Source organism: Novimethylophilus sp. (assembly GCF_036504375.1).
Lineage (GTDB): Bacteria > Pseudomonadota > Gammaproteobacteria > Burkholderiales > Methylophilaceae > Novimethylophilus.
The window spans coordinates 1-13,170 of sequence record NZ_DASXVH010000099.1 but is presented as its reverse complement, the minus strand read 5'-3'; the positions used below and the strand labels follow the sequence as shown (position 1 = coordinate 13,170).

The 13,170-nt window shown below is 58.6% G+C and carries 11 protein-coding genes and 1 riboswitch; of the genes, 5 read left to right on the top strand and 6 right to left on the bottom strand.

Features of this window, described 5'->3' with window-relative positions:
- Positions 1–210: 210 nt before the first annotated feature.
- Genes VGK14_RS13900 through VGK14_RS13890 form a run of 3 tightly spaced genes read left to right on the top strand, consistent with a single transcriptional unit; the run spans position 211 to position 1,594 of the window.
- The gene (locus VGK14_RS13900) at positions 211–510 is read left to right on the top strand and encodes a YciI family protein (protein WP_331509709.1); all 300 of its coding nucleotides are present in this window, start codon (positions 211–213) and stop codon (positions 508–510) included.
- Positions 507–767, top strand: coding sequence for a BolA family protein (locus VGK14_RS13895; protein ID WP_331509692.1), 261 nt, complete (start codon positions 507–509; stop codon positions 765–767). The genes VGK14_RS13900 and VGK14_RS13895 overlap by 4 nt, the downstream gene beginning before the upstream one ends.
- Before the next feature lie 23 nt (positions 768–790).
- Positions 791–1,594, top strand: coding sequence for a peptidylprolyl isomerase (locus VGK14_RS13890; RefSeq protein ID WP_331509691.1), 804 nt, complete (start codon positions 791–793; stop codon positions 1,592–1,594).
- Between the two features lie 74 nt (positions 1,595–1,668).
- Here the strand turns inward: VGK14_RS13890 and hemN are convergent, their stop codons facing one another.
- Entirely contained in the window at positions 1,669–3,039 is a 1,371-nt protein-coding gene (hemN, locus tag VGK14_RS13885) for an oxygen-independent coproporphyrinogen III oxidase (RefSeq protein WP_331509690.1), read from the bottom strand.
- Between the two features lie 118 nt (positions 3,040–3,157).
- Positions 3,158–3,246: riboswitch (cyclic di-GMP riboswitch) on the top strand.
- Positions 3,247–3,317: 71 nt separating this feature from the next.
- Here hemN and VGK14_RS13880 point away from each other — a divergent pair.
- On the top strand, positions 3,318–4,553 hold the full coding sequence (locus VGK14_RS13880; RefSeq protein WP_331509689.1) for an EAL and HDOD domain-containing protein: 1,236 nt from the start codon (positions 3,318–3,320) through the stop codon (positions 4,551–4,553).
- 19 nt (positions 4,554–4,572) lie between these two features.
- The gene (locus tag VGK14_RS13875; protein ID WP_331509688.1) at positions 4,573–5,946 is read left to right on the top strand and encodes a phosphomannomutase/phosphoglucomutase; all 1,374 of its coding nucleotides are present in this window, start codon (positions 4,573–4,575) and stop codon (positions 5,944–5,946) included.
- Positions 5,947–5,949: 3 nt separating this feature from the next.
- Here VGK14_RS13875 and VGK14_RS13870 read toward each other — a convergent pair whose 3' ends face one another.
- The 5 genes from VGK14_RS13870 to VGK14_RS13850 form a co-directional block, all read right to left on the bottom strand.
- Positions 5,950–6,948 carry an MBL fold metallo-hydrolase gene (locus VGK14_RS13870; protein ID WP_331509687.1) on the bottom strand — a complete coding sequence of 333 codons (999 nt, stop codon included), beginning with the start codon at positions 6,946–6,948 and terminating at the stop codon, positions 5,950–5,952.
- A gap of 144 nt (positions 6,949–7,092) precedes the next feature.
- Positions 7,093–8,046 (bottom strand): transaldolase, encoded by a 954-nt coding sequence (tal, locus tag VGK14_RS13865; RefSeq protein WP_331509686.1) that lies wholly within the window; start codon positions 8,044–8,046, stop codon positions 7,093–7,095.
- Between the two features lie 105 nt (positions 8,047–8,151).
- On the bottom strand, positions 8,152–9,783 hold the full coding sequence (locus VGK14_RS13860; protein ID WP_331509685.1) for an alpha-D-glucose phosphate-specific phosphoglucomutase: 1,632 nt from the start codon (positions 9,781–9,783) through the stop codon (positions 8,152–8,154).
- A gap of 54 nt (positions 9,784–9,837) precedes the next feature.
- Positions 9,838–10,455 carry an outer membrane lipoprotein chaperone LolA gene (gene lolA, locus VGK14_RS13855; protein WP_331509684.1) on the bottom strand — a complete coding sequence of 206 codons (618 nt, stop codon included), beginning with the start codon at positions 10,453–10,455 and terminating at the stop codon, positions 9,838–9,840.
- A gap of 62 nt (positions 10,456–10,517) precedes the next feature.
- Positions 10,518–12,812 (bottom strand): DNA translocase FtsK, encoded by a 2,295-nt coding sequence (locus VGK14_RS13850; RefSeq protein WP_331509683.1) that lies wholly within the window; start codon positions 12,810–12,812, stop codon positions 10,518–10,520.
- Positions 12,813–13,170: the final 358 nt, after the last annotated feature.

Genomic DNA, 13,170 nt, shown 5'->3' with positions numbered 1-13,170 from the left:
GCCTCTTTCAGTAGATTTCATCCCCCGCGTTGAGCCTGGGCAGCCCAGACTCAACCCCTTCAAGGCGGATTAAAGCTGCCGTTTGTTTGCGGGCGCATTGCTGCGTTATGGTCTGCTTGTGGAGAATGCTACACTACGCAGCCCATGCCTTGCACTGCATCCCGCAGACAACTGGCGCGTGGAATGAAATCTACTGAAAGAGGCTCTAAAATGCTCTACGCCATCATCGGCGAGGACGTGCCGAACAGCCTGGAGCGCCGTCTCGCGGTACGCGCCGGGCATCTGGCGCGATTGCACCGATTGCAGGAGGAAGGACGTTTATTGCTGGCTGGGCCCTTCCCCGCGATCGACAGCGCAGATCCGGGGCCGGCAGGTTTTTCCGGCAGCCTGATCGTGGCCGAATTTGCCTCACTGGATGAAGCACAAGCCTGGGCCGCGGCCGACCCCTATGCCACCGACGGCGTATTCGGGCAGGTCACCGTCCAGCCATTCCGTAAGACGTTGCCATGAGCCTGGAACTCCTGCAGCAGAGGCTGGCGGCGTTGGAGCCTACGCAACTGGAAATCCGCGACGATAGCGCGCTGCATGCGGACCATGCCGGCAGTAGCGGCGGCGGACATTATTCCGTCACCATCGAAAGCTCGCATTTCGCTGGAAAATCAACCATAATTCGCCATCGTTTAATATATCAAGCCGTAGGCGACCTCATCCCATCAAGGATTCATGCTTTAAGCATAAGCGCATTCGCTCCGGGCGAACGCTCCTAATTTCAAAACCCAAGGAAAAATCCATGCGTCTGAATACTCAAATTATCGGTGCCCTGCTGTTGACGGGTGCCGCCATCACGGCACAAGCCGCCGACCCGGCCAGCGTCAACGGCAAGCCGATCAAACAGTCGCTGGTGGACTACATCGTCAAGGATGCCACCGCGCGCGGCCAAAAAGTGGACGACAACATCCGCGCCATCATCCTCAACAAGCTGATCAGCAGCGAACTGGTCGCACAGGAAGCGCAGAAATCCGGCCTCGACAAGCAGTCCGACTTCCTCGCCAAGGAAGAGTTGATGCGGCGCGAGCTGCTGGTCAACAGCTACCTGCAGGACTACATCAAGAAAAACCCGATCAGCGACGCCACGCTCAAGTCCGAGTACGACAAGTACAAGGCCGCGATGGGCGATAAGGAATTCAAGGCCAGCCACATTCTGGTGAAGACCGAGCAGGAAGCCAAGGACGTCATCGCCCAACTCGCCAAAGGCGGCGATTTCGCCAAGATCGCCAAGGAGAAATCGCTGGACCCCGGCTCCAAGGAAAAAGGCGGCGATCTGGGCTGGTTCCCGCCCGCCGCGATGGTCAAGCCTTTCAGCGACGCCGTTTCCAAGCTGCAAAAAGGCTCATACACCACCACCCCGGTGCAAACCCAGTTTGGCTGGCATGTAATCAAGCTGGAAGACGCACGTGACGCCCAGCCGCCTGCTTTCGACAAGGTGAAGGACGAACTGCGCAACAGCCTGCAGAAGCAGCAGCTGGAGAAACTGGTAGCCGATCTGCGCGCCAAAGCCAAGATCGTCGACAATAGCAAGACCGCAGTGAAGTAAATCATTTAGCAAACAAAAAGGGCACGCCGAGTCGATCTCGGCGTGCCCTTTTGTTTGTGCGGATTACGGTTTCGTCAAACCGTCTTGGAATACCTCGGTTTGTCCGCCGCCTGTTGATGCAGATAGCTGTCGAACGCCATCGCGATGTTGCGCAGAAATACGCGCCCGGTTTCGGTAACACGCACCTTGTCTGCTTCCAGCGCCACCAGCCCGTCCGCCTGCATTTCCTTCAGTTCTTCCAATGCGGGACCAAAGTAGCCGTCGAAATCGATATGCCATGACTTGCCGAAGTTCGCCTTGTCCAGCTCCAGGTCGCACATGATGCGGGTGATGGCGTCGCGGCGCAGTTTGTCTTCCCGGGTTATGCGCAGGCCACGGTCGATCGGCAACTTGCCGGCGCTGGTCATCCGGCGGTAATCGGACAGCACCTTGACGTTCTGCGCATAGACATCGTCGGTTTGAGAGATTGCCGACGCGCCGAAAGCCAGAATATCGCAATCCTTGTGCGTGGTATAACCCTGGAAGTTGCGGTACAGGGTTTTCTCGCGCTGCGCCTTGACCAGTTCGTCATCGGGGCGGGCGAAGTGGTCCATGCCGATATAGACATAGCCGGCAGCGGTGAGTTTTTCCAGCGTGAGCTTTTGCAGCGCGAGACGCTGTTCCAGCTGCGGCAGGGTTTCTTCCTGAATGAGTTTCTGGTGCTTTTTCATCCACGGCACGTGAGCGTAGTTGAACACCGCAAAACGATCCGGCGCCATCGCGATGACTTTATCCAGCGTCGGCTCGAAGCTGGCGACGGTCTGGTGCGGCAGGCCGACCATGAGATCGAAATTGACACTGTGAAAACCGGCATCGCGTATCCAGCCGTACACTTCACGGATCAGGGCTTCCGGCTGCACGCGATTGACTGCGTGCTGTACCCGGTCGTCCAGATCCTGCACGCCCAGGCTTAGCCGGTTGAAACCGCTTTGACGCAGGGCCTGGATATGGTCGCGCGTCAGCTCGCGCGGGTCCATTTCGCAGCCGATTTCGGCGTCATGCGCAATATGGAATTTACCTGCGAGGTAGTCGTATAAGCGGCGCAAATCGTCCGGTTTGAGATAGGTTGGCGTACCGCCGCCCCAATGCAGCTGCCTGACCTTGCGTTGCGGATTGATCAGCGCGGCGACATGGTCGATTTCACGGAACAGGTCTTGCAGGTAGGACTCGGCCTTGCTGTAGTCCTTGGTGGCGATCATGTTGCAACCGCAGTAGTAGCACAGCGTATCGCAGAACGGGATGTGGGCATAAAGCGAGATATCGCGGCCCTTGTCCTGGCTCTCGCGCAGCTCCTGTTCCCACTGTGCCGGCCCGAAGCCCTCATGGAAATAAGGCGCGGTGGGATAGGAGGTGTAACGCGGTCCGGCCTTGCAGTATTTGTGCAGCAGTTCGGTAGAGAATTCCATACGCCAATTATACTCCGGCACATGCACCCTTATATCTTGATTTATAACAAGCAGGATAAAATTTCACGCAGAACCCTAAAAATCAGTTGACAGCACCCCGCAAATACCCAAAATAACCGCAACGAAAGGGTTAACTCGGCCGAAAGGCGAGGGCACAAAGTTTCCGGTCTAAGTAGTGTCTCACTATACGATAGCGGAGCTGCCGAAAGCCATGATACTCCTGTGATCTGCCTGCCTCCGGTTCCCTGCTCACAACCATAACAAGAAAGTGGCCCCGCATGCCTGTTGCACAACTCAAGGATTATTGTTTTGCCCATCAGCCCATTCTTGGGCCGGACGGCGTCATTGTCGCGATGGAATTGCTGTATCGCGACGCGCAGCCCGAAGCGAAAAATGCTTTCGATCACACTGCCGCCACCGCCAATGTCATCATCAGCGCCTTCAACCATATCGGCATGATCGAACTGATGGGCAACCGCAAGCTGTTCATCAATGTCGCCGAGGAGTTGCTGCTGAGCGATACCATCACCCTGTTACCCAAAGACAAGGTGACGCTGGAGCTTCTCGAGCATATCGAAATCACCGATGAGATCATTGCTCGCGTGCGCCATCTCAAGGAAATAGGCTATGAGTTCGCGCTGGATGATTATGTCTTTCACGCAGAACCGTGCCCATTGTTCGAGTTGGTGGATATCATCAAGGTTGATATCTTGCAGACCGATATCGGCAGCCTGCCCCAACTGGTCAACTATCTGCGGCAATGGCCTTGCAGGCTGCTGGCCGAGAAGGTGGAAACGCGCGAAATCTACCATGCCTGTAGCCGGGCCGGATTCGACCTGTTCCAGGGATATTATTTTGCCCACCCCGCCATCATCGATGGCCGCATGACCGACCCCACCAGGTTGGCGGTGCTCAACCTGCTGGCCAAAGTGAACAACGACGCGGATTTCGGCGAGATCGAGGCATCGTTCAAGGGCAATCCCGGGCTGACCTACAGCTTGCTGCGCCTGATTAATTCCCCGGCCTTCTATTCTTCAAATAAAATAGGCTCTATCCGACAAGCGATCCATATACTCGGCATGCGTCAGTTGGGCAGATGGCTGCAGGTTCTGTTGTTTACCCAACAGAACGACCGGGGTTGTACGCCGATACTTGAACTGGCGGTGCATCGCGGCAGATTGATGGAGTCGATGGCTGAATCCGTCAACATCATGCCCGAACGTGCCTATGTCGCCGGCATGCTTTCACTGGCAGACAGCGCGCTGGGCATGCCGATCGGAGACATCGTCAACAGCCTCAATCTGGTGGATGAAGTGAGCCATGCTTTGCTCGAACGCGAAGGCAAGATCGGCGTGATGCTGAATATCTGCAACCAGCTGGAAAACGGGGATTTCGACAGCGTCGCAGACATGGCGGAAATGCTGGGAATTCCCATTCCTACGCTGATGGAGAAGCAGCAGGAATCTATTACCTGGGCCAATGAGATGCTGCATCGGCTATTTGAACCGAGTTAATTAAATAAATAAACCATCCATGAATCTTCCCCAGGAAATCTTCAAGGCTTACGACATTCGCGGCATCGTCGGTACGACGCTCACGCCGCAAATCGTCGAGGCGATCGGCCAGGCAATCGGCTCGGAAGCCACGGCCAGGCGCCAGACACAGATCTGCATCGGTTACGACGGCCGGCTGTCCAGCCCGCAATTGGCGGCGGCGCTGGCGCAAGGCATACGCAAGGCTGGCGTCCATGTGATCGATCTGGGACTGGTCGCCACGCCCATGGTGTATTTCGCCGCCTGCCATCTTGGCACCAATTGCGGCGTGATGGTCACCGGCAGCCATAACCCGCCGGACTACAACGGCCTGAAAATGGTGCTCGGCGGCGAGACATTGTCCGGCGAAGCCATCCAGGGCCTGAGAAAGCGCATCGAACAGGGCGAATTGTTCGAAGGCACCGGCAGTTACGGCAAGCACGATATCGCGCCCGAATATGTCGCGCGCATTACCGGCGACCTCAAGCTGGCGCGGCCGATGCGCATCGCGGTGGATTGCGGCAACGGCGTTGCCGGCGCTTTTGCCGGCAAACTGTTCCGCACGCTGGGCTGCGAGGTGGAAGAGCTATATTGCGATGTGGACGGCAACTTTCCCAACCATCACCCTGATCCTTCGGTGCCGGAAAACCTGGCCGACCTGATCCGCGCCCTCAAAGCCGGCGATGCCGAAATCGGGCTGGCTTTCGACGGCGATGGCGATCGCCTGGGAGTGGTGACCAAGGACGGCACCATCGTCTACCCCGACCGGCAGCTGATGCTGTTCGCCGCCGACGTGCTGTCGCGCGAGCCGGACGCCACCATCATTTACGACGTCAAATCCACGCGTAATCTGCACGCATGGATCACACAACATGGCGGCCGGCCGCTGCTATGGAAAACCGGGCATTCCCTGGTCAAGGCCAAAATGAAAGAGACCGGGGCCGCGCTGGCGGGCGAAATGAGCGGTCACGTGTTTTTCAAGGAGCGCTGGTACGGCTTCGACGACGGCCTCTACGCCGGCTGTCGCCTGCTGGAAATCCTCAGCAGGTCCGACGACCCTTCGGCAGTGCTGCATGCCCTGCCGGACAGCGTCAGCACCCCGGAACAGCATATTCAGATGAAAGAAGGCGAACCGCATGCGCTGATCGCTCAGCTGCAAAGAGAGGCCCGATTTGCGAATGCCCAGAACATCATCACCATCGACGGCCTGCGCGTTGAATATGCCGACGGCTTCGGCCTGATGCGGCCTTCCAACACCACGCCGGTGGTGGTGCTGCGCTTCGAGGCGGATAACGAAGCTGCGCTCAAGCGTATTCAGGAGCAATTCCGGCAGGTCATCCTGGCGGCGGCACCTGGGGCTGCCCTTCCGTTCTGAAAACTACCTGCCTGTTTCACCGATTTCCGCAGCGACATATGTTCGATACACCATCCTGTCTTCCTGCGTAAACTCAGGCATTTTTCCGGACGCTGAAGCAGCGTTGTCCAAAGGAATCGTCGTCCCCAAACCGGCATAAATATACCGGTCGCCAAAATCCCCGGACAACATCTCGAAAGCCGGCTCCCCGGTGCAATGTCCGGGAGCGATGTGCTCGACTTTCCAGGCGTCTTTCAGTGCAAGCGATATACGCTGGACTTCCTGATCCGAAGTCGTCACAAGATGCAATCCGCCGACGATGAGATGGATATGGGAGTCTATCGTTGTGGCTGCTTCCAGGATTTTCTCGATACCGGGATGCGAACAGCCAACGACCACCACCAGCCCTTTGGCCGTTTTTATCACCAATGACAACTCGCGCAACTCCAGTGTGCCGGGGTTATTGGAAACCAGCGCGATGAGGAAAATTCCGGGCGCAATCTCGGTGGTTTTCTCCACCAGCTCAAAATTGGCTTCCGGCCATGCCTTGCCGAAGCGCATGACGTCAGGCGGCTGGCCATCGAAGTAGCGCTTTTCTTCGGGCAGTGATGCATTTCGCCGATAAAAACCGGAAGGCAAAGAGGAACCGAAGATACCGAAATTTTCTTTCGGAGCATAAATCTTGAGCCTCGGATTGACCTGCAAAAGGTAGGGAATGCCGCTGATATGGTCGCTGTGTCGATGCGAAATCACTGCGGAATCGAGGCTGGCGAGATCGATATTCTTGACTTTGACGTTATGCGCAAAGATTTCGGCGTTATCGCCGGTATCAAACAAAATACGCTTGCCCCGATACTCGATCAGGGCCGAGAAACCCCAGTCTTTCCGTAAATCGGAGGTTTTGCCGAAAGCGTCATACAGGACGGTAATGCCGTCCGCAGCCTGGCACAAGGTGACCGGGAGCACGATCAGGAAAGCCAGCATCAGCCAGCGGGAAGGTAAACCATGCAGTATTTTCATCATTCATCTCCTTGAAGATGCAATCGAAAAAACTCTGCCGCGCCGTTATGCGATATCTACTATACGCCTCCCCACCCCTCGCACATCAATAAAAAACGCCACCCCGGTTGCAACCGGAATGGCGTTTTATTTTTCAGCAGCAGAGAGTTACAGCAGTTCCGCCAGTGCTTTTTCCAGCTTGTTCTGGTCGACGACGAAGCCGCGGATGCCATCGGACAGCTTTTCGGTAGCCATCTGGTCTTCGTTCATCTGGTGGCGGAACTCGGCTTCGGTAATCGAGGCAGGGCGCTTCTTGGTGGCGCCATTGTCCTTGAGCACGCGCGGCAGATTGCCCTGGGTGGCCTGCAGTTCTTCCAGCAGTACCGGGCTGATAGTCAGGCGGTCCACGCCGGCCAGCGCGATGATTTCGCCGATGTTGCGGAACGAGGCACCCATCACCGTGGTCTTGTAGCCGTGTTCCTTGTAGTACTGGTAAATGCTACGCACAGACACCACGCCCGGATCGGTTTCCGCAGTGTACTCGGTGCCGGGGTTCTTGGCCTTGAACCAGTCGAGGATACGGCCGACAAACGGGGAAATCAGCGTCACTTCAGCCTCGGCGCAGGCACGGGCCTGGGCGAAACCGAACAGCAGCGTCAGGTTGCAGTGGATGCCTTCATGCTCGAGGATTTCCGCGGCGCGGATGCCCTCCCAGGTGGAGGCCAGCTTGATCAGCACGCGGTCGTTGCCGATGCCGGCTTCGTTGTACAGGCCGATCAGCTTGCGCGCTTTTTTCAGGGAAGCCTGGGTATCGAAAGACAGGCGTGCGTCCACCTCGGTGGAAATCCGGCCGGGAATCACCTTGAGGATTTCCATGCCGATGGATACCGCCAGCTTGTCGGCGGCATCTTCCACCTGCTGCTTCTTGCAACTGCTTTGGCCCTTGGCCCAGTCGATGGCGTCCTCGATCAGCGGGGCATACTCCGGCAGGGTGGAAGCCTTGAGCAGCAGGGAAGGGTTGGTGGTCGCCTCTTCCGGCTGGGCGCGGCGGATCGCGTCGACGTCGCCGGTATCGGCGACGATGTTCGTCATGGTCTTTAATTGCTCAAGCAAAGTGCTCATAGTTTTTCCTTCCCTCTACGCGAGATGAGTTAAGAAGATGGGTTTGTAACAAGGCGGGTTTTTGGTGCGGCGTCTTGTCTTCGCGCCGCTGCCGTAATAAGCGGGTCATGTTATCACTGTGGGTTGGTTGCGTCCAGTGCGCTCTTTCAGTTGAGAGACTTGCAGCGCGACCTCGATCAAATCGGCCAGGGCGCCCTGCGCATCGAGGTGATGGCGGGAAACATCCGGTTCATAGGCTTCCAGGTAGATGCGCAAGGTCGCGCCCTCGGTTCCGGTGCCGGAAAGCCGGAACACGATGCGCGAACCGTCGACGAAACCGATGCGCACGCCCTGTCCCTGGCTTAAGCTGCCGTCCACCGGATCGGTATAGCTGAAGTCGTCGCAGAACAGCACCTTGCGCCGGCCCAGGTGCGTGCCAACCAGGCTGCCGAAGCTGTCGTGCAGCAGCCGCATCACGCCGTTTGCCGCGTCGGTCGGCAAACCTTCGTAGTCGTGGCGCGAATAGACATTGCGCCCGTATCTGGCCCAGTGCTCGCGGACGATCTGTTCCACCGATTGTTGGCGCGCCGCCACAATGTTTAGCCAGAACAGCACCGCCCACAAGCCGTCTTTCTCCCGCACATGAGCGGAGCCGGTACCGAAGCTCTCCTCGCCGCACAAGCTTACCTTGCCGGCATCCATCAGGTTGCCGAAAAATTTCCAGCCGGTGGGCGTTTCAAAGCAGGGAATCCCCAGCGCCTGCGCCACGCGGTCTGCCGCCGCGCTGGTCGGCATCGAGCGCGCGATGCCGACCAGGCCGTTTTTATATCCGGGCACCGCTATGGCGTTGGCCGCCATCACCGCCAGGCTGTCGGAAGGCGTGACGAAAAAACCCTTGCCCAGAATCATGTTGCGGTCGCCGTCGCCGTCCGAGGCGGCGCCGAAATCCGGCGCATTCGGGCCATAGACGATCTCGACCAGGTCGTGCGCATAGGTCAGGTTGGGGTCGGGATGGCCGCCGCCGAAATCGGGCAACGGTTCTGCGTTCATCACGCTGCCCAGGGGTGCGCCCAGGCGCATCTCGATGATTTCCCTGGCATAAGGCCCGGTCACCGCGTGCATCGCGTCGAACTTGAGGCGGAAGCCGCCGGCCAGCAGCGTACGGATCGCGGCGAAATCGAACAGCGATTCCATCAATTCCGCATAGTCGCTTACCGGGTCGATCACCTGCACCGCCATCTCGCCCAGCCTGGTTTCGCCCGGCGCATCCAGCGTAACATCCGGCGCATCCAGGATGCGGTATTCGGCGATCGTCTTGCTGCGCACGAAAATCGCTTCCGTCACTTTTTCCGGCGCGGGGCCGCCGTTGGTGACGTTGTATTTGATGCCGAAATCACCGTCCGGTCCGCCGGGGTTGTGGCTGGCGGAAAGGATGATGCCGCCGAAGGTCCGGTATTTGCGGATCACGCACGATGCCGCCGGCGTTGACAGGATGCCGCCCTGCCCCACCAGCACGCGACCGAAGCCGTTGGCCGCAGCCATTTTCAGAATAACCTGAATCGCCTCGCGGTTGTAGTAGCGCCCGTCGCCGCCAAGCACCAGCGTCGCCCCCGCAGGTGCGGCGATGCTGTCGAAAATGGACTGGACGAAATTTTCCAGATAGCGCGGCTGCCGGAATACCGACACCTTCTTGCGCAGGCCGGAAGTACCGGGTTTCTGGTCGCTGAACGGTGTGGTGGAAATAGTGCGGACTGTCATATGGTTCCCTTTATTGTGCGTCGCTGCTGGCGTGAATCGTCCGCGACGGGAAGGCTATTCCCCGACCACGTCCACCCCGGCCGGAGGCGTAAATTCGAAGGCTTTTGGATTCAGTTTGGGATTGCGCTCGACGCGGGCGAACTCGATCACCGTCGTCTGGCCGAAGCTGTCGTGCAGTTCCATCTCGGACAGCAGCTCGCCTTTGAAGCCCAGCAGCACATGGTCGAAGCTGCCGTCTTTTTCTTTCGGCGTGGCTTCCACCCATTCCAGTTCATCCTGCCGGCCGGCGTCTTTCAGTGCAAAGGCTTTCTCGACTTCCTGGCTGCCGGCCAGCAGCGCCGCAGGGCTCGAACCCAGCATCTTGTCCAGCGGGCGCACGGTCACCTGGCTCAATTCCGGGTCGAACAGCCAGATTTTCCTGCCGTCGCCGATAATCAGCTGCACATAGGGCTTCTGGTAATCCCAGCGGAATTTCCCCGGTCGCAGCAATTGCATCGTTCCCGTGACCTCCTGCACTTTCTGCCCCTTGCGGTCGAGCACGGTCTGCTTGAACTGCGCCTTCATCGCGGGCGTCGTCTGATAGAAGGACTTGAGGCGGGCAACCGGATCGGCATGGGCGAGAACCGGCAGCAAGACAAGCAAGGGCAAGAGCTTCTTAGCCACGGGGAACATGGGGAAAGCCAAAACGGACATCCTTTCTTATCTTGATCAGTCGCTCGATGCGCGGCAGCAAATCACTCTCCCGACGGCACCAGCACTTCGCGGTTGCCGTTGGATTGCATGGGCGAAACCAGGCCGGCACGCTCCATGTCCTCGATCAATCTGGCGGCGCGGTTGTAGCCTATGCGCAACTGCCGCTGCACCGACGAAATCGACGCGCGGCGGGATTTGAGCACGATGGCCACGGCCTCGTCGTACAGCGGATCGGTCTCGCCGCCGCCGTTGCCATCGCCCGCCAATTCGCCGTCCGCGCCTTCCTCGGCGCCGTTGAGTATGCCTTCGATATAGTTGGGCTGGCCGAGCGCCTTGAGGTATTCCACCACGCGATGCACCTCGGCATCGGAGACGAATGCGCCATGCACCCGCTGCGGATAGCTGGTACCGGGCGGCTGGTAGAGCATGTCGCCCTGCCCCAGCAAGGCTTCGGCGCCCATGTGGTCGAGGATGGTACGCGAGTCGATCTTGCTGGATACCTGGAACGCGATGCGCGTCGGAATATTGGCCTTGATCAGGCCGGTGATCACGTCCACGCTCGGGCGCTGCGTCGCGAGTATCAGGTGGATGCCGGACGCCCGCGCCTTTTGCGCCAGGCGGGCGATCAGTTCTTCCACTTTCTTGCCGACCACCATCATCATGTCGGCCAGTTCATCGATCACCACGACGATCAGCGGCAGTTCGCCCAGAGGTTCCGGTTCATCCGGCGTCAGCGAGAACGGGTTGGTGATGGCACGGCCGTCTTTTTGCGCCTCCCGGATTTTCTGGTTGAAGCCGGCCAGGTTGCGCACGCCGAGCGAGGACATCAGCCGGTAGCGCTTTTCCATTTCCGCCACGCACCAGTTGAGCGCGTTCGCGGCCTGGCGCATGTCGGTGACCACCGGCGCCAAGAGGTGCGGAATGCCCTCGTACACCGACAGTTCCAGCATCTTGGGGTCGACCAGGATCAGCCGCACCCGCGAGGCATCGGCCTTGTACAGCAGAGAAAGGATCATCGCGTTGATCGCCACCGACTTGCCGGAGCCGGTGGTGCCCGCCACCAGCGCGTGCGGCATCCTGGCCAAGTCGGCCACCGACGGCTTGCCCGAGATGTCCTTGCCCAGCGCCATGGTCAGCGGCGAACTCATGTCGGCATAAGCCTGCGAGCCGAGGATTTCCGACAGGTTGACCGTCTGGCGTTTGGGATTGGGGATTTCCAGGCCCATGCAGCTCTTGCCGGGGATGGTTTCGACGACGCGCACGCTGATCACCGATAATGCCCGCGCCAGATCCTTGGCCAGATTGGTGATCTGGGCGCCCTTGACGCCTGCGGCCGGCTCGAATTCGTAGCGGGTGATTACCGGGCCCGGCAAGGCGGAAGTCACCTTGACCTCAATGTTGAAATCCATTAGCTTGCGCTCGATCAGGCGCGAGGTGAATTCCAGCGTTTCCGGGCTCTGCACTTCCACTTCGCCCTGCGGCTCGTCCAGCAGATGCAACGGCGGCAACGGCGAGTCCGGCAGGGTTTCGAACAGCGGCGCCTGGCGTTCTTTTTCGACGCGGTCGCTCTTGGGGATTTCCAGCACCGGCGTTTCGATATGTACCGGCGCATGGTCTTCGACGCGCTTGCGTTCGATTTCGACATACTCCTCGCGCAGCTGCCCGGCCATTTGCCCGACACGCCTGTCCTGCCGGTCTGCCCATACCCGGCGAACAAAGTCGTAAGCCCACTCCAAAGCCGCACCCAGCTGCTCGGTAATGGTCAGCCAGGATACGCCGGTAAACAAGCTGAAACCGACGGCAAATGCCAGCAGCAACGCGAGCGTACTGCCGGCAAATCCCAGCACCTTGATCAGCCCGTCATCCACCACCGTCCCCAGCATGCCGCCGGGGGCTAACGGCAAGGTCGCATGCAAACTGCGCAAGTGACCGGCCTCAAGCGCGCTGGAAGCCACCAACAGCACGGCGAAACCGCACAAATGGTAGAACAGGATGGGCCTGTCGGTCATGCCCACACTTTCCAGCCGGCGATAAGCCCACCAGATGCCCATGAAAGCCAGCACCACCCACCACCACGCGGACAAGCCGAACAGGTACAGCAGGATATCCGACAGCCATGCGCCCAGCGTGCCGCCGAGGTTGTGCACAGCCGCGGCATCGCTCGCGCTGTGCGACCAGCTCGGATCGTCGCGGTGATAAGTGGCGAGAATGGCGGCGAGAAACACGCCTATCGAAACCAGCGCCAGCCACCATGCCTCGCGCAAAAGACCGGCGGTTTTTTCCGGAACCGGCGAGCGGGCATTGGGAACGGCAGAAGGCGTTTTGTTGGAAAACATGATTTGAATTTTAAGCGATTATATCAGCCATTGGCGCAGTTTCAGTTCAACCGCGCGGCATCGCGGCCCATCCATTGCTCAATCCCAAGTTTACCATTTCAGGCAGAAGGCTCCGCTTATCCGAGGCGACGGATGATATTAAAAATTAATCATATCAATTTAAATTTTAAATTATTAAACTAATATAAATTTATATAATATATCGTTAAATTTTTGTTCCACACTTCAAGGAGACTCCCCATGACCGTACTCGTCGGCAAAGCCGCCCCCAATTTCACCGCTGTCGCCGTGATGGGCGATAACACCATCAACGAGAACTTCAACCTGGCCGCCCAGATCAAGGGCAAGGCCGCGGTGC

What these genes read in the sequence shown, in the direction of transcription:
- VGK14_RS13900 (WP_331509709.1), top strand. Translation starts at nt 211, where the DNA reads ATGCTCTACGCCATCATCGGCGAGGACGTGCCGAACAGCCTGGAGCGC.
- VGK14_RS13895 (WP_331509692.1), top strand. Translation starts at nt 507, where the DNA reads ATGAGCCTGGAACTCCTGCAGCAGAGGCTGGCGGCGTTGGAGCCTACG.
- VGK14_RS13890 (WP_331509691.1), top strand. Translation starts at nt 791, where the DNA reads ATGCGTCTGAATACTCAAATTATCGGTGCCCTGCTGTTGACGGGTGCC.
- hemN (WP_331509690.1), bottom strand. Translation starts at nt 3,039, where the DNA reads ATGGAATTCTCTACCGAACTGCTGCACAAATACTGCAAGGCCGGACCG.
- VGK14_RS13880 (WP_331509689.1), top strand. Translation starts at nt 3,318, where the DNA reads ATGCCTGTTGCACAACTCAAGGATTATTGTTTTGCCCATCAGCCCATT.
- VGK14_RS13875 (WP_331509688.1), top strand. Translation starts at nt 4,573, where the DNA reads ATGAATCTTCCCCAGGAAATCTTCAAGGCTTACGACATTCGCGGCATC.
- VGK14_RS13870 (WP_331509687.1), bottom strand. Translation starts at nt 6,948, where the DNA reads ATGATGAAAATACTGCATGGTTTACCTTCCCGCTGGCTGATGCTGGCT.
- tal (WP_331509686.1), bottom strand. Translation starts at nt 8,046, where the DNA reads ATGAGCACTTTGCTTGAGCAATTAAAGACCATGACGAACATCGTCGCC.
- VGK14_RS13860 (WP_331509685.1), bottom strand. Translation starts at nt 9,783, where the DNA reads ATGACAGTCCGCACTATTTCCACCACACCGTTCAGCGACCAGAAACCC.
- lolA (WP_331509684.1), bottom strand. Translation starts at nt 10,455, where the DNA reads ATGTTCCCCGTGGCTAAGAAGCTCTTGCCCTTGCTTGTCTTGCTGCCG.
- VGK14_RS13850 (WP_331509683.1), bottom strand. Translation starts at nt 12,812, where the DNA reads ATGTTTTCCAACAAAACGCCTTCTGCCGTTCCCAATGCCCGCTCGCCG.